At 68.4% G+C, this 15,033-nt stretch carries 15 protein-coding genes and 1 pseudogene; 5 read left to right on the top strand and 11 right to left on the bottom strand.

The features are described from left to right. The 6 genes from B1A74_RS08795 to B1A74_RS08770 form a co-directional block, all read right to left on the bottom strand. The coding region (locus B1A74_RS08795) for a methyl-accepting chemotaxis protein (RefSeq protein WP_077244415.1) at nt 1-1,679 on the bottom strand (1,679 nt) is incomplete at its 3' end. Between the two features lie 15 nt (nt 1,680-1,694). Beyond that, a complete protein-coding gene (locus B1A74_RS08790) occupies nt 1,695-2,450 on the bottom strand; it encodes a ParA family protein (RefSeq protein WP_018947630.1) in 756 nt (251 codons plus the stop codon). 13 nt (nt 2,451-2,463) lie between these two features. Then, nucleotides 2,464-2,985: a chemotaxis protein CheW gene (locus B1A74_RS08785; protein ID WP_018947629.1), complete on the bottom strand. Its 522-nt coding sequence runs from the start codon at nt 2,983-2,985 to the stop codon at nt 2,464-2,466. Between the two features lie 20 nt (nt 2,986-3,005). Then, nucleotides 3,006-5,093 carry a chemotaxis protein CheA gene (locus B1A74_RS08780; RefSeq protein ID WP_077244414.1) on the bottom strand — a complete coding sequence of 696 codons (2,088 nt, stop codon included), beginning with the start codon at nt 5,091-5,093 and terminating at the stop codon, nt 3,006-3,008. A 2-nt stretch (nt 5,094-5,095) separates the two neighbouring features. Next, nucleotides 5,096-5,458 carry a response regulator gene (locus tag B1A74_RS08775; RefSeq protein ID WP_018869626.1) on the bottom strand — a complete coding sequence of 121 codons (363 nt, stop codon included), beginning with the start codon at nt 5,456-5,458 and terminating at the stop codon, nt 5,096-5,098. A 262-nt stretch (nt 5,459-5,720) separates the two neighbouring features. Beyond that, nucleotides 5,721-6,023: an STAS domain-containing protein gene (locus B1A74_RS08770; RefSeq protein ID WP_024329985.1), complete on the bottom strand. Its 303-nt coding sequence runs from the start codon at nt 6,021-6,023 to the stop codon at nt 5,721-5,723. Between the two features lie 128 nt (nt 6,024-6,151). Here B1A74_RS08770 and B1A74_RS08765 point away from each other — a divergent pair, with 128 nt between their 5' ends. After that, nucleotides 6,152-8,194, top strand: a complete 2,043-nt coding sequence (locus tag B1A74_RS08765; protein WP_077244413.1) for a GNAT family N-acetyltransferase — start codon at nt 6,152-6,154, stop codon at nt 8,192-8,194. Here the strand turns inward: B1A74_RS08765 and B1A74_RS08760 are convergent. Then, nucleotides 8,191-9,609: a hypothetical protein gene (locus B1A74_RS08760; RefSeq protein ID WP_077244412.1), complete on the bottom strand. Its 1,419-nt coding sequence runs from the start codon at nt 9,607-9,609 to the stop codon at nt 8,191-8,193. The two genes, B1A74_RS08765 and B1A74_RS08760, sit on opposite strands and share 4 nt — an antisense overlap. 16 nt (nt 9,610-9,625) lie before the next feature. Beyond that, nucleotides 9,626-10,117 (bottom strand): universal stress protein, encoded by a 492-nt coding sequence (locus B1A74_RS08755; RefSeq protein WP_077244411.1) that lies wholly within the window; start codon nt 10,115-10,117, stop codon nt 9,626-9,628. Nucleotides 10,118-10,404: 287 nt separating this feature from the next. Here B1A74_RS08755 and B1A74_RS08750 point away from each other — a divergent pair, with 287 nt between their 5' ends. Continuing rightward, nucleotides 10,405-11,913, top strand: coding sequence for a SulP family inorganic anion transporter (locus B1A74_RS08750; RefSeq protein ID WP_018947623.1), 1,509 nt, complete (start codon nt 10,405-10,407; stop codon nt 11,911-11,913). Between the two features lie 40 nt (nt 11,914-11,953). Here the strand turns inward: B1A74_RS08750 and B1A74_RS08745 are convergent, their stop codons facing one another. Then, entirely contained in the window at nt 11,954-12,958 is a 1,005-nt protein-coding gene (locus tag B1A74_RS08745) for a hydrolase (protein WP_077244410.1), read from the bottom strand. 237 nt (nt 12,959-13,195) lie between these two features. Here B1A74_RS08745 and B1A74_RS08740 point away from each other — a divergent pair, with 237 nt between their 5' ends. Then, a complete protein-coding gene (locus B1A74_RS08740) occupies nt 13,196-13,468 on the top strand; it encodes a CopG family ribbon-helix-helix protein (protein ID WP_077244409.1) in 273 nt (90 codons plus the stop codon). Continuing rightward, the gene (locus tag B1A74_RS08735; protein WP_077244408.1) at nt 13,456-13,749 is read left to right on the top strand and encodes a type II toxin-antitoxin system RelE/ParE family toxin; all 294 of its coding nucleotides are present in this window, start codon (nt 13,456-13,458) and stop codon (nt 13,747-13,749) included. Before B1A74_RS08740 ends, B1A74_RS08735 begins: the two co-directional genes overlap by 13 nt. Before the next feature lie 170 nt (nt 13,750-13,919). On the opposite strand, the gene B1A74_RS08725 is transcribed toward B1A74_RS08735, so the two are convergent. Then, nucleotides 13,920-14,336 (bottom strand): HIRAN domain-containing protein, encoded by a 417-nt coding sequence (locus B1A74_RS08725; RefSeq protein WP_077244406.1) that lies wholly within the window; start codon nt 14,334-14,336, stop codon nt 13,920-13,922. A gap of 170 nt (nt 14,337-14,506) precedes the next feature. Here B1A74_RS08725 and B1A74_RS08720 point away from each other — a divergent pair, with 170 nt between their 5' ends. Then, the gene (locus tag B1A74_RS08720) at nt 14,507-14,959 is read left to right on the top strand and encodes an excisionase family DNA-binding protein (RefSeq protein ID WP_077244405.1); all 453 of its coding nucleotides are present in this window, start codon (nt 14,507-14,509) and stop codon (nt 14,957-14,959) included. Between the two features lie 5 nt (nt 14,960-14,964). Here B1A74_RS08720 and B1A74_RS14495 read toward each other — a convergent pair. Beyond that, nucleotides 14,965-15,033, bottom strand: a pseudogene (locus B1A74_RS14495) (helix-turn-helix domain-containing protein); the annotation flags it as partial.

Genomic DNA, 15,033 nt, shown 5'->3' with positions numbered 1-15,033 from the left:
TGTTCGCCGGCGCGGGCGGCCTCGACCGCGGCGTTGAGGGCGAGCAGGTTGGTCTGGAAGGCGATCTCGTCGATGACACCGATGATGTCGGAGATCTTTTTCGAGGACTGGTTGATCTCGCCCATGGCGGTGACGGCCTTGCCGACCACCTCGCCACCCTCGGCGGCCTTGTCGCGCGCGGCGACGGCGAGCTGGTTGGCCTGTTTGGAGTTGTCGGCGTTGGATTTGACCGTGGAGGTCATCTCTTCCATGGAGGAGGCGGTTTCCTCCAGCGAGGAGGCCTGTTCCTCGGTACGCTGGGACAGGTCGGTGTTGCCCTGGGCGATCTCGGAGGAGGCCGAACGCACGTTGTTGGCACCTTCCAGGATCTGCCCGACCAGCCGGTCGAGGTTGTCGATGGTGTCGTGGATGGCATCGCGGAACTCCGCGAACTCGCCCTGGAAGTCCCCTTCCAGTCGTGCGGTCAGATCGCCTTCGGACATCGCCTGCATTACGCGCGAACCTTCGCGCAACGGTGGCACCACCGCGTCCAGCAGTTCGTTGACGCCCTCGGCGATGTTCTTCACGAAACCGTCGTAGTCGTCCGGGGTCAGGCGTTCGTCCAGCTTGCCGCGGGCCGCGTCACGGATCAGGGCGTCGATGTTCTGTTCGGCCAGGCGCAGGTCGGTGACGTCCTCCCAGGCCACCATGTAGCCGGAGGGATTGCCGTCCTCGTCCCGCAGTTCGGTGGCCCGCAGGTCCAGCTGCAGCTCGCCGATGCGCAGTTCATGCTTCTCGGGCAGTCGCTGGCTGCCGCCGGGGCGGGCCGCGTCGCGGTACATCTCGGAGAGATCGCAGCCCTTCGGCTGCAGCGGGTCGAAATCACGGGCGTAGCCCTGCAGTTCATTTCGGTGTTCGCGCAGCAGGTCCAGCGCGGCCGGGTTGGCGTAGACCACCCGCAGGTGGTCGTCCGTCATCATCTGCGCCTGGTTGGCCCCCTCGAAGGCGGAGCGCATGCGGGCGACCTCGCGTTCGAAGCGGTTGCGCTCGGTGACGTCCTGCCACTCGACCATGTTCCCGCGGTACTGGCCGCTTTCATCCACGATCGCCGAGGCGCGCAGCTTGAATTCGATGTCGGCGATCGAGATCTCCGCATCCCAGGGGAGGCGCGAGGGATCCTGCAGGATCGCGCGCTGGTGCGCGGGATTCTGGTGGAACTGGTCGATCGACTGCCCGACCAGGTTGTCCGGGTCGAAGCCGGGGAACCGCTCGCGGAGCACCTCTCGACGTTCGCGCAGAAGCTCCACCACGGACTCGTTGGCGTAGATGATGTTCATGTCCGCATCGCACATCATCACGGACATGCGCGACCCCTCACAGGCGGCGCGCAGGAACTCCCCGTCGGGCCGTTGTTCGGAGGCGTTGGCGTTCTGCGTCTTTTCGGCCATGGTGCTGTCCTCGCTGGAGGCTTGTTGCGGAGTTTCGGTGCGGGCGGACCCGGCGTTCTTGCGGCTGCGGCCCTTCGCCGGTGCCTTGCGGCGCGCGGGGCGGGCCTCGCCCTCGGCCGCGTCGCCGGTATCGTCGGACCCGGATGCCTCGGTCTGCGGCGGCTCGTCCGAGGGCTCGGACCGGGCTTCGTCGCCGTCGTCCATCCAGCCCAGCGGATCGTTGCCCAGTTTGTTGCGCTTGCGTGTGCTCATTGCGTGTCCCGTCGTTCAGGCCGTTGCCGTCGCCGTTTCCATCAGGTCCCCGGCGAGGGCCTTGAAGTCCCCGGCGGCGCGATGCCGGGGCTGGTATTCGAAGATCGTCTGGCCGAAGCTCGGGCTCTCGGCCAGCACCACCGATTCGCGGATGGTGGTTTCCAGCAGTTGCGAGCCGAAGTGCTCGCGGATCCGGTCGCGCACCTCGCGGGCGTGGCGGCGCTGTTCCATGAACCGTGACAGCACGATCCATTTCGGCCGCGAGCCGCCCAGGCGCTCCTCGATGCCGTGCAGGATGCGCATCAGCCGCGACAGCCCGTTCAGCGAGAGGAAGTCGCCGGCCACCGGGATCAGCATCTCGTCGGCGGCGATGATGGCGTTCATGCCCAGCAGCCCGGCCGATGGCGGGCAGTCGATCAGCACGAAGTCGAACGGTTCGTCCATCGCCGCCAGGGCTCGCTGGAGGCGCCAGCCGCGTTCGGCACCGCCCTGGTTCAGGTTTTCCACTTCCTGCAGGTGCTCGCCGGCGGCGACCACCTTGAGTCCGTTGCCGGCCTCGCTGAAGGCGTCCTGCATGCGCGCCTCGCCGTGCAGCACCCGGTCCAGCCCGGCGGGGTCCTCCAGGCCGAAGGCCATGGTCAGGTGCCCCTGCGGGTCCGCGTCGATCGCCAGCACGCGGTTCCCGGCCAGTGCCAGCGCGTGCGACAGGTTCAGCGTCACCGTGGTCTTCCCGACGCCGCCTTTCTGGTTGATCACCGCGAACGTGCGCATCGCTCACTCGGCCTCAGGCACTCTGGCCTTCCTGGATCGCGTCTTCGCTGGCGATCAGGCCCGGGCCGAGGAGGGTGTCGATGTCCAGAACGAGGATCATCTTCTCCTCCACCGTGGCCAGCCCGCGCACGAAGTCGATGCCGATGCGGGTGCCGAAATCCGGGGCCGGCTGCAGGTTGTCGTCGCCGATGCTGTACACCTCGGAGACCGCGTCCACCACGATGCCCATCACCCGTTCGCGGTCCTCGCTGATCACCCGCAGCATGATCACCACCGTGGTGGGGCCGTACTCCAGCGGTTCCATGCCGAAGCGCAGGCGCATGTCGATGATCGGCACGATCATGCCGCGCACGTTGATCACGCCGCGGATGTAGTCGGGCGTGTTGGGCAGCGGGGTGGGGCGTTCCCAGCCCTTGATCTCCTGCACGCGGAGGATGTCCACCCCGTATTCCTCGTCGGCCAGGATGAAGGTCAGGTACTGGTCCTCCCCGGCGGTGGCCGGGTCCTGGATCGATTGTGTCGCGTCGTTCGCCATTGCGTTCGGCTCCTTGGTGATCAGGCTGCCCGGGTGTCGCGCCCGGAGGTCATGCGGGCAATGCCCGCGACGTCCAGGATCAGCGCCACCTGGCCGTCGCCGAGAATGGTGGCCCCGGCCGTACCCGGCACCCGGCGGAAATTGGTTTCGAGCGTCTTGATGACGACCTGCTGCTGCCCCAGCAGGTCATCCACCCGCAGGGCCACGCGCTGGTTGTCCGCCTCGGCCACCACCAGCAGGGCCCGATCCGGCATCGGCGAGGGTTCGGCCTGCCCGAACAGGGCCGCCAGATCCACGACCGGGATGTACTCGTCCCGCAGGCGGTACAGCGGCAGCTTGCCGAAGGCCTGCTTCACGTTCTCCGGCTCGGTCTGCAGTGACTCGACAATCGCGATCAGCGGGATCACGAAGGTCTCGTCGTGGATCTTCAGCAGCTGGCCGTCCATGATCGACAGGGTCAGCGGCAGGCGAATAGTGACCCGCGAGCCCCGGCCCGGTTCGGAATGCAGCTCGATGTTGCCGCCCAGCCCGCGGATGTTCTTCTTCACCACGTCCATTCCCACGCCGCGTCCCGAGAGGTCGGAGACCTGATCGGCGGTGGAAAGCCCGGGCTCGAAGATGTACTGCAGGATCTCGTGCGGTTCCGGATTCTGGTCCGGCCGCAGCAGACCGGCGGCACGGGCCTTCTCCAGGATGCGGTCGGAGTTCATCCCGCGGCCGTCGTCGCGGATCTCGATCACCACGTTGCCGCCGCGATGGTAGGCCTCCAGCGTGACCCGGCCGGTGGGATCCTTGCCGGCCGCGCTGCGCTCGTCGGGCATCTCGATGCCGTGGTCGATGGCGTTGCGCACCAGGTGCACCAGCGGATCGCCCAGGTGCTCCAGCACGGTCTTGTCGATCTCGGTGAGTTCGCCCTCCATCTGCAGGTCGATCTGCTTGCCGAGCTGGCCGGAGAGGTCGTGGACCAGGCGGGGGAAGCGGTTGAACACCTGGGCGATGGGCACCATGCGGATGCCCATCACGCTTTCCTGGAGCTCGCGGGTATTGCGCTCCAGTTCGGCCAGCCCCGAGCGCAGGCGCTCGATCTGCTGCTCCACGCGCGACGGGTCTTCTTCCATCTGCTCGCTGATGTCGGTGAGCATCGACTGGGTGATGACCAGCTCGCCGACCATGTCGATGAGGGCGTCGATCTTGGCGGCGTTGACCCGCATGGAGCTGGATTCGGTCGGCTTCGAGGCCGCGCGTGCGGGGGCTCCGGCCGCGCTGTCCTCACCGCCGGGGGGCGTGGATTCCGGGCCGGAGCCGTCCGGGGCCGGGTCCGCCGGGGGGTGCGCTCCGGTGCTGTCGCCGGCGGTTTCAAGCGGTTCGATCGTCAGGTCGCATTCGTCCTCGACCCATTCGAAGACTTCCTCGATGTCGGCACGGTCCGCGTCGCCGCGCAGTTCCAGGGTCCAGGCGAGGTAGCTGGCCTCCGGGTCGTAGCCTTCGAGCGTCGCGGGCAGGCCCTCTGCGTCGCAGTGCACCGTCAGCTCGCCCAGCTCCTCAAGTACTTCGAACATGCGCAGCGGGTCGTTGCCGGTGCGCAGGAGATCGGCATGCGGACGAAAATGGATACGCCAGCCGCGGGGAGTCCCGTCACTGTCCCCGGGGCCGTTCTCCGGTCCGGATCCGTCAACGTTCCCGCCCACAGTGGGCGCCAGGGCATCCGGAGTCGCATCAGGCGCCGCGTCACCCAGGGTCGCCTCGATCAGGGCCCGCACCTCGGCCGCCTCGGCCGGGTCGGCTTCGCCACCATCGCGGGCCGCCTGCAGCTGGCCGCGCAGCACGTCCACCGCGCGCAGCAGCAGATTGACGATCTCCGGGGTGGTCTCCTGCTGACCGTTACGCATGCGGTCGAGCAGGGTCTCCATGCCGTGGGTGAATTCGGAGATCGCGCTGAACCCGAACGTCCCGGCGCCGCCCTTGATCGAGTGGGCCGCACGGAAGATCGTGTGCAGGGTTTCCTCGTCGCCGGCGTTGAGCGCCAGCAACTCGGTCTCCATGTGTTCCAGCCCCTCGAAGCTTTCTTCGAGGAAGGCCTCGGTGAACTGGGACATATCCATGGACATGGCTAGCGCAGGACCTTGTTGACGGTGCTCATCAGCTTTTCCGGATCAAACGGCTTGACCAGCCAGCCGGTGGCGCCGGCCGCCTTGCCCTCCTGCTTCTTCTCCGGTCCGGCCTCGGTGGTCAGCACCAGGATGGGCGTGAACTTGTAGTCGGGCAGCTTGCGCAGCTCGCGGGTCAGCTCCAGTCCGTCCTTGCCGGGCATGTTTACGTCGGTGATGACCAGATCGGCCTTCAGCCCCTGTGCCTTGCTCAGGCCGTCGTTGCCGTCCCGGCCCTCGGTCACGTCGTGACCGGCCTGCTTGAGCGCGAAGCTCACCATCTGTCGCATCGAGGACGAGTCGTCCACCACCAGCACCTTGGCCATTGCGTGCCCCTGTTATCCGATTGTCTTGTTCATGCGGGCGACCCCGGGTTCGGTCGTGTGACCTGCCAGCAAGCCGTATGCCAGCGTCGCCGTCGCATTCTCCGAAAAACCTGTACAAGGACTGTACAGCAAACTCGGGGTCCGTCACAGAATTTAACGGGTCCCGGAAGAAAAACTTGAGCCGAGCGGTTCCGCTCCGCGGAAAAACGACCAAATCTTGACCATTCCTGTACAGTCGGAAAGGCTTTGTGTCGTGCTGTCGTCAGGATCCCTGCGGGTTCGCGGAGTCCTGCACGTGGCCCTCCAGCCCCAGGCGCTGCAGGCCGCTTTCCAGAGCGGGGCTGACGGGATCGAGAGTCATGGGCTGGCCGCGGCGGTCGGCTTCCCGGCGCAGCATCGCCAGAAGTTGCAGGCCTGCGGTGTCCGTATCCCGGACGCTGTCACCGTCCAGCCGGAGGGGCTGGCCCTGGTCCAGGGGCTGGCGCGCGGTTTCGGTCAGCGTCTCGACGGCGTCGATGCGCAGGCGTTCCGGCAGTTCGATGGCAGGCTGTTCGTTGGTATTCATGCGGGCTCCTGGTTCATGCTGCGAGATGTCGCGTGCGGTCGTTCCTGTCTGTGTCGGCAACCGGACACAGGTTTTGAGGTTCGTCACGTTTTCACAAGTTCCGTTTCTTTTTTCCGGGGGTAGTCGCGATGGTCGGTTCCGGCCCGCCGCATCGACGCATCATCGCCTTGCCGGGGCGGCCGGAGGTCTGCGAGCGCGCGGGCGACTGGCTGCGGCAACAGGCCGACGACCATGCCGTCCTTTGGGTGGGGCGCCGCGCGCCCGCGGATCTGCCCGCGGTGCGTCCGGCCCAGGCCGGGGACTGGCTGGGCCGCGAGCGCGACGCGGTGGTGTTCGAGGCGCAGTCCGATGTCCCCGCCGATGCTCTGGTGATCGTCAGCGGCATCCTGCGCGGGGGCGGGGTGCTGGTGCTGCTCACGGATGCCGGTGGCGCCACGCCGTTTGGCGAGCGCTGGCAGGCCGCGCTGGCGGAGGCGGTGGTGGAGCATCCCGACCCCGGGCGGCCGACCGACTGGCCGCACCCCGGTGGCGCTGCGGGTGGCCACGGCTGGACCGCCGACCAGCGGGCGGTGCTGGACATGCTGCGCGAGCCGGACGCACGGGGAACCCGGCGCTGTGACGTGGTGATCGCCCCGCGCGGGCGCGGCAAGTCTACCGTGCTCGGACAGTGGCTGGGTGAACACCTGCGGCTGTGGGGCGCTCCGGACGGGGAGATTGCCGTGGCCGCGCCGGCCCCGTCCGCGGCCGAGCGCCTGCTGGCGCAGGCTGCGGAAGGCTCGCCCGTCGTGGATCCCGCGACGCTGTATCGCGCACCGGCGGTCCTGCTGGATTCCCCGGCACGGCCCGACCTGCTGATCGTGGACGAGGCCGCGGCCATCCCGGTGGAGCGCCTGCTGGAACTGACCCGGCGCGCCCGCCGGGTGGTCCTGGCGACCACCACCGGCGGGTTCGAGGGCAGCGGTCAGGGTTTCCGCCTGCGGGTGCTGCCGGCACTGGAACGGGACGGCCTGTCGCCGCGGATCCTGCGCCTGCACGAGCCCGTGCGCTGGGCGGCGGGCGACCCGCTGGAAGACTGGATCAACCGGCTTTTCCTGCTGGAGGCGGCCAGCCACGAGCCTTCGCCCCAGGCCGTGCGTCTGGCGTGGCGCTCGCCGGCCGAGCTCGCGGGCGATGCTGCCCGTCTGCAGGCGCTGACCGGCCTGGTGGCCGACGCGCATTATCGTACCCGGCCCTCGGATCTGCAGCGCTGGCTGGATGATCCCGATCTGCATGTGCTGCTGCTGGAAGGCGTGCGCGACGGCGCGCTTTTCGGGGCGGTGCTGGTGCAGGCCGAGCAGGGGCTGGAGCCGGAGCTGGCGGACGCGGTGTGGGCCGGCGAACGGCGGCCGCCGGGACGCTTCCTGCCGTGCACCCTGGCTGCGGTGGGTTCCTTTCCACTGGCGGCGCAGACCGCCTGGCGGATCCACCGGATCGCGGTGCATCCTGCCTGGCAGGGGCGCGGGCTGGGCACGCGCCTGCTGCGCGCCGCGGCCGAAAGGGCCGCGCGCGACGGGGTGGGGCTGCTGGGGGCGGCGTTCGGGGTGACCCCGGGCATGCTGTATTTCTGGCAGCGCGAGGGCTTCGCGCCGGTGCGCCTGGGCGTGCGCCCGGATCCGGCCAGCGGACAGGTCACGCTGATCGTGATGCGTGCGCTGGCCGAGGCCGGCGAGGCGGGGCCGGCGCTGGCGGCTGTGCAGGGGGCTTTCGCCCGCGACTGGCCGCTATGGCGCGCGCTGGCCGCGGAGCAGCTGGACAGCGCCACCACCCGCGCCATCGAGCAGAGCCTGCCGGCGCCCGGCGATCATGGCGAAGTCGATGCGGACGATCGCGCCTCGATCGAGGCGTTTGCCCATCGCAGCCGCAGCTTCGAGTGGGCCCTGCCGGCACTGCGCCGGGCCCTGGCGGCCGAGGCCGCGCGGGATCGCGAGCTGGATCTGAACCCGGGCCAGGACTCGGGCCAGGCCCTGCTGCATGCCGCGTGCGTGCAGCAGCAGGACTGGGCGGCCCTGCAAGCGCTGGCCGGAGTCTCCGGCAGGCGGGGGGTCATCCGCCGCCTGCGCGAGGCGGCGGCCCGGTGGCTGGCCGAAACCCGGCCCGAGATTCGGCCCGAGATCCGGCCCGGGACCCGCTAGTCCACCCGCACCAGGCGCGAGCTGACCAGCTCGCCGTGGCGCAGCATCGCGTCGTACAGGGCCTCGCTGCGTTCGGCCAGTTCGGCGTCGTCGTCCCAGGCCCCGGGGCGGTCGAATGCGTCGCCGGCGCGGTACCCGTTGCCTACGGCCTGCACGAAGGCCGCGGCGGCGCGGGTGGTGACGGTCGGGTCGCTGACCGAGCCGTCGCCATGGTCCAGGCGGGCCGGCACGTAGTCGCCGTCGAGCTGGTATTCGAGCGCGCCGAGGAACATGCGGTCCAGCGCCCGGCCCACTTTCTGCTCCAGTTCGGGGTGGCGTTCACCCATCAGGCCGGACGTGCCGTCGCGCTCGCGCAGGATGGAAAACCCGCCGGTGACCTGATGCACGAAGCGCCACTGGCCGCCGACATCCACCTCGTCCGACGCGGCCATGGCCCGGCCGTCGACGAATTCCAGGCGCGCGGGCAGGCCCCAGTCACGCAGCGGCCCGTGTCCGTCCAGCACGGCCGTGGTGATGGCCGCGGCGCGATCCGCCAGGGTTTCCGCCCGTTCCTGGTCGTCATCGTCTCCGTACAGCGCCAGCATCTCGTACAAGCCCTTGTGCCCGCGCAGCATGGCACCGAGCTGATCGACGGACCACTCGGCACCCTCGTCCAGTACGTAGACCCCGGCGTCTGCGTCCCAGGCCTCGTCGGCCCGGTCCGCGACCGCGCGGGCGACCGCGACCAGGTCGTCACGCGAATGGCCCAGCCAGCCGGCCAGCGCGTCCAGGTCGAGCTGGCCCATGTCATCGGCGCCACCCGGCTTGTCCTGGCGGACCCAGGCATAGGCCGAGGCGTGCAGCGCATCCATGCCGTAGGCGAAGGCCTCGGCATCGCTGGCGTCGGCGCCGTCGATCCGGCCGTCTTCGTGGCGCGTGTTGACCAGATGGTTTTCCAGCTGCGAGATCATCGGGCCGGGCTTGTGGGTGAGGTCATCGTACAGCCCCAGGTCCTCGAACCGGCCCGCGCTGTGGTGCATGTGATAGAGATAGCCGGCCTCGGCATAGGCGGCCGGGCCGGCCTCGTCTTCCCCACCGACGTGCGCCCGCAGGCGGCCCTGGTCGAGGAACGCCCCCTGGGCGTAGTCCAGCAGGTCCAGCCAGCGTTCGCCGACCGCCTGCATCGGGTCTCCGGCCAGTTCCGGGCGATAGCCTTCATGGCCCATCTCGCTGTCGCGCATCAGCCGGCCCTTGACCGTCAGGGCCCCGAGGGCGGCAAAGGTGTCCTCTGCCCGTGCGCCGTCGACGGAGACCAGCGGCTGGCCGTCCCGGTCCAGGGTCTGGGCGACCGTGCCGGTGTCCGCATGGGCGGCGCCTCCGGCGAGGCTCAGCGCCGCGATCAGGGTGCCGCCGAATCGAGTCGTTGCAGCCATCATGAAACCTCCTGTGCCATCAATCGTGCTGTTCGAAGCCGGGCGGCAGGTGCTCGCGCATCGCATCGCTCAGCGGGACATCGTGCACTACCATCACCGGCAGGCTGGCGTGGCGCACCAGCCACTCGGTGGCCGAGCCCGACAGCATGCTGGCGAGCTGGCTGCGCCCGCGGGTGCCCATCACGATCAGTTCCCCGTCCCATTCCTCGGCGAGGCGCGAGATCTCCTCGGGTGCACTGCCCACGGCCACCGCGCATTCCTCGTCGTCCCGTGCCCATTCCTTCAGCCGGGCATAGGCCTGCTCCTCCGCCGACTGGCGCATGTCTTTCGAATGCAGCGGCGAGGAGCCGGCCCCGGCCATGGCCCCGGCCGCGCTGCCGCGGGCGACATCCGCGGGTTTCATCACGTGCAGCAGGCGGCGCGTGGCACCGGGACAATGGTGCCGAGAGATAGCGAGGGCCGCGGCCGAGGCGGAAGAAAAATCGATGGCGACAATGACGCGTTGCAGCATGCGGAAATCCTGACTTTCGAGCGTGCGTGGCGGGGGCGACCCCGTTGGACTTTGAGGCTGGCACTTCAGAAAACGCTGATGAGGTGTTAGACTCTCGCGCCTTTCTCACGGGCGGTTCCTGTGACCTGCTCCTCGTCCGTGATCCAGCGCCGTAACTGGTGGCCACGGGATGCCTAGCAGTACCCCACTGACCGGTGCCCGTCAATCCCACCCGTCTTATCACTGCAGTCGCGGTCTGCACCGTGCTCAGGGCCGGCGCGTCAAACCTCTGATTCGGGAGATTTGCCGTGCAGCAGACGCTACAGGCCTTCTGGCAACGCCAGCGTGACATCTGGTTCTTCAACGTCCGCGGCGATCTGATCGCCGGGATCGTCGTCGCCCTCGCCCTCATTCCCGAGGCGATCGCGTTTTCCATCATCGCCGGCGTGGACCCTTCGGTGGGGCTGTACGCGTCCTTCTCCATGGCGGTGGTGATCGCCTTCACCGGTGGTCGCCCCGGCATGATCTCCGCGGCTACCGGGGCCATGGCCCTGCTGATGGTCACCCTGGTGGCGGAGCACGGGTTGCAGTACCTGCTGGCCGCGACCCTGCTGACCGGGGTGATCCAGCTACTGTTCGCCTGGGCGAAGCTGGGGCGTTACATGATGTTCATCCCGCGCACCGTGATGGTCGGGTTCGTGAACGCGCTGGCGATCCTGATCTTCATGTCGCAGGTGCCGTATCTGGTGGACGGTGACACCACCATGTGGGTGCTGGTCTCCGTCGGCCTGCTGATCCTCTACGGCCTGCCGCTGATCCCGGGCTATCCCAAACTGCTGCCGCCTCCGCTGGTGGCCATCGTGGTCCTGACCATCGTGGTCTACTACATGGGCCTGCCCACCATGGAAGTGGGCGACATGGGCGAGCTGCCCGACGGCCTGCCGGTGTTCCTGTTCCCCGACATCCCGTGGAACCTCGAGACCCTGCAGATCATCTTCCCCACCGCGTTCTCGCTGGCTGTGGTCGGTCTGCTGGAATCGCTGATGACGGCGCAGGTGGTGGACGATCTCACCGACACTCCCTCCGGCAAGAACCGCGAGGCCCAGGGCCAGGGCATCGCCAACATCGTGACCGGCTTCTTCGGCGGCATGGCCAGCTGCGCGATGATCGGGCAGTCGGTCATCAACATCAAATCCGGCGGTCTGGGACGGCTGTCTACCCTGTCGGCGGGTCTGTACCTGCTGTTCTTCATCCTTGTGCTGGGGGATCTGGTGTCGATCATCCCCATGGCCGCACTGGTGGCCGTGATGATCATGGTCTCCATCGCCACCTTCGACTGGAGCTCGCTGACCACCCTGCACAAGCTTCCGCGCACCGATGCCACCGTGCTCATCGTGACCGTGGGCGTGACCGTGGTGACCCACGACCTCTCGCTGGGCGTGTTCGCCGGCGTATTGCTCAGCGCGGTGTTCTTCGCGCGCAAGATGGTCAACGCCGTCCATGTGGAAAGCGAACGACCGGAAGGAAGCAGGATCCGTACGTACAAGGTCCGCGGGCAGCTGTTCTTCGTGGCCGTGGACAAGTTCATCGACAGCTTCGACTACCGCGAGCGCATTCATCACGTGGTCATCGACCTCAGCGAAGCCTCGCTGTGGGACAGCTCCGCGGTGGCCGCCATCGACAAGGTGGTGGCCAAGTTCCGCCGCAACGGCATGGAAGTGGAAGTGAAGGCCCCGCCCGGCCAGAGCGGCGAGCTCCACGACAAGCTTGCCCTGCACGACAAGGAAGGCGGCGCCAGCGAACCCGGGGGCCACTGATCCGCGCCGGCACGTGACCGTGCGCCCCCGGGGCATTGCACTATCGTCCGGCGCCCGCGTTCAGGGCTGCGTCCAGTTGTTCGGTGACGTGGTCGGCGATGCGGGTGTCGAGCCAGTAACGGGGGCGCCCGGGCACGTCTCCGGCCACAAAGCCGACATGCCCGCCGCGCGCCTGCAGCTCCAGCTGGACCCCGGAGCCCAGTTCGCGGGTGGCGGGGACGCTGGTGCCCGGGACGAACGGGTCGTCCGCGGCATGCAGGATGAGGGTCGGCTGGCGGATCGCGCCCAGGCGCGGGCGGCAGCTGGCCCGGGCGTAGTAGTCGGCACTGTCGCGAAAGCCGTGCAGCGGGGCGGTGATGCGCTCGTCGAACTCGCGCAGCCGGCGCATGCGGCGTAGCTCCGCGAGCGGCAGCGGGGCATCGTCGCGTGCTGCGAACTTGCGCAGCGTGACCCGGCGCAGACCGCGCATCAGATGCCACTGGTAGACCCGCGCGAAGCCGCGCTCCAGGGCATCGGCGCTGGCGGCCAGATCGAACGGCACCGATACCGCCACAGCGGTGGCCAGCGGCGCGTCGCCGCGTTCCCCCAGCCACGACAGCAGCATGGAACCGCTCAGGGAAAACCCGCAGACCGCCATCGGCCGGGTGGGGTCGCGTCGACGCAGGGTCTCCACCACGTGGTCGAGGTCGTCCCATGCCGCCGCGTGATAGCTGCGGCGCAGCCGGTTCGGGTGCGAGCCGGCCCCGCGCGAGATCAGCACCGCGCTGCCGATCCCGCGCCGCGCCAGCGCCGCCACCACCCCCAGCGCATAGCCCGAGGTCTCGTCGCCGCCCAGACCGTGGCCCACCAGCACCAGACCGCGGCCCGGTGGCCCCCAGGCCAGTTCCAGGAAATCCCCGTCCGGCAGTTCCAGGCGTTCGCGCTCCAGCCGCACCGGTGGCGGCGCGCGAAACAGTGCCGGAAAGACCGTCTGCGCATGGCGCCCCGCCAGCCACCAGGCCGGCCGGAACGCCTGATCCGTCTTGCCCTCGAACGGGTCGCTCAACCTCTGGCCTCCTCGATCGCCACCGGATGCATTCGCGGACAGCGAGCAGGCCATGAAGTGCCCCGAGCGCGCTCGAACCTGGCCACGGCGCCAAAGACGTGGGAAACGATCTTGCCTCCGGGTGTCCTGGTGTCGATCGTTTTCGAGACTCCCCGCTCAGTGATCGCAGGGATGGACTCGGGGCCGGATGCCGCGCTAACTTAGCACAAGGTAATACCCGGTAATACGAGGTCCGCCATGGCAACGTCCCTGAAAATCGATGACGCACTGAAAGCCCGCCTCCAGGATCTCGCCGCCCAACGCCGACGGTCGCCCCACTGGATCATGCTCGAAGCCATCCGCCAATACGTTGACCGCGAGGAAGCCCGAGAGAGTTTCAGGCAGGAAGCCCTGGCGTCCTGGTCGGCCTATCGGGAAACCGGCCAGCACCTGACCGGGCAGGAAGCCCGCGACTGGTTGAGAACATGGGGCACTGACGATGAAGGAACCGTGCCCGAGTGCCACGACTAATCGTCACCGCAGGCGCCGCAGAAGGTTTGGAGCGATGCAGGCGCGCTCTCGCCACTAAAGCTCCGGATGCGGCCAGGCGCGCGGCTCAGGTGATCGAGCGGCAATTCCTGCTGCTGGAAACGGCCCCCGATATTGGGCGACCGGACCCTGAAATCCCCGAACTGCGTGAGCTGGTGATTGCCTTCGGCGACTCCGGATTCGTGGCCCTCTACCGTCACGAACCGGCCGACGACGCCGTGTACGTCCTCGCCTTCCGGCACCAGAAAGAGGCGGGTTACTGAATGCGGAGCCCGAGCTTCAATCGCTTGTGCCGTGCATCGGTCACGAACAGCGGAATCCGCAACTGCGGCTTACAGGTTCGGGGCCGGAATTTTCAGATCATCCGGCGTGAGGCGGTCCGGCAGGAGCGCCTGGACGGCGTCGGGTGCGGCCACTGGACGGTGGGGCGCGCTTACTGGCCTGGCGTCCGCCGACGGTAGACCCCCAGCTCCAGGCGCTCCCAGGGGTCTTCGCTGTCGCGCTTTTTGATGATGCGGGCCACCAGATCCTCGTTGCGGTCCAGCAGCTCCGCCGCCATGTCGTTCTCGTCGCGCGGCAGATACCCCAGCTGGTGATCCAGCCAGCACACCGCCACTGCGTTCGGATCGACCGGATTCAGCCGCTCGCGCTGCACCGTGAGCCCCTGCCCGCGGCGCAGGTGCGGCCACAGCCGCGGTGCCTCGTGATGCCGATACCCCGCCAGCGGAATCCGTTGCAGGAGCTCCTCCGTCGTGGCCGTGTTCTGAATCCGCTCCCGCCGCGCATAATAACCGCGCAGCACCGGAACGGGACGGGCCTGATCGGGAAAACGGGAGCCGTTGCGTTGCATGGGAACCTCCGGGTTCGTGTTGCCAGTACCCGCATCCCACCACAGGCGGTGGCTCACACAGTGAGCCACCCGGCCAGGGCGTCGCTACCGTGGTCTCCGTTGGGGCTGTTTCGTTTGTTGCGTTTGTGCTCCTGGTGCGCCCATATCGAAGGAAGACGAGAGGAACGACGATGAACGCCCACGAAAGGAACAGCGGCCTGCCCGACCCTGAAGACGCCGCTCTGGCGCGCGAAGGCGCGAGCGAACTGGCCCGGCTGCTCGCAGAGAAGCTCGAGGCCGAACGGGTGCAGATCCGTCTGGACGGAGCCGACCTGATCGTGCCGCGGCAGGCGGTCTCTCTGTTGCGCGACATCCTTGCCCAGATGGCCCAGGGGAACGCAGTAACGGTGGTCCCGACCCACGCGGAACTGAGCACCCAGGAGGCGGCCACGATCATCAACGTGTCGCGGCCATTTGTCGTCAAACTGCTCGAGCGGGGCGATATCCCGTTTCGCAAGGCCGGCACGCACCGCCGCATCCGTTATGAAGACCTCATGAACTACAAGGCGCGCATGGACGCCGACAGCCGCGAAGCAATGGATGCTCTGGCCGCGCAAGCGCAGGAGCTGGACATGGACTATTGATGCATGCGCTTCAGCTCTCGACTGATCGTCCCCGGGCTGCGGCCCAGCGTCCGAGCAATCGCCCCCTGCGAGCG

It is taken from the genome of Thioalkalivibrio halophilus, assembly GCF_001995255.1.
Classification (GTDB): domain Bacteria; phylum Pseudomonadota; class Gammaproteobacteria; order Ectothiorhodospirales; family Ectothiorhodospiraceae; genus Thioalkalivibrio; species Thioalkalivibrio halophilus.
The sequence above is the reverse complement of the archived record's forward strand: the minus strand, read 5'-3'. Positions and strand labels throughout refer to the sequence as shown.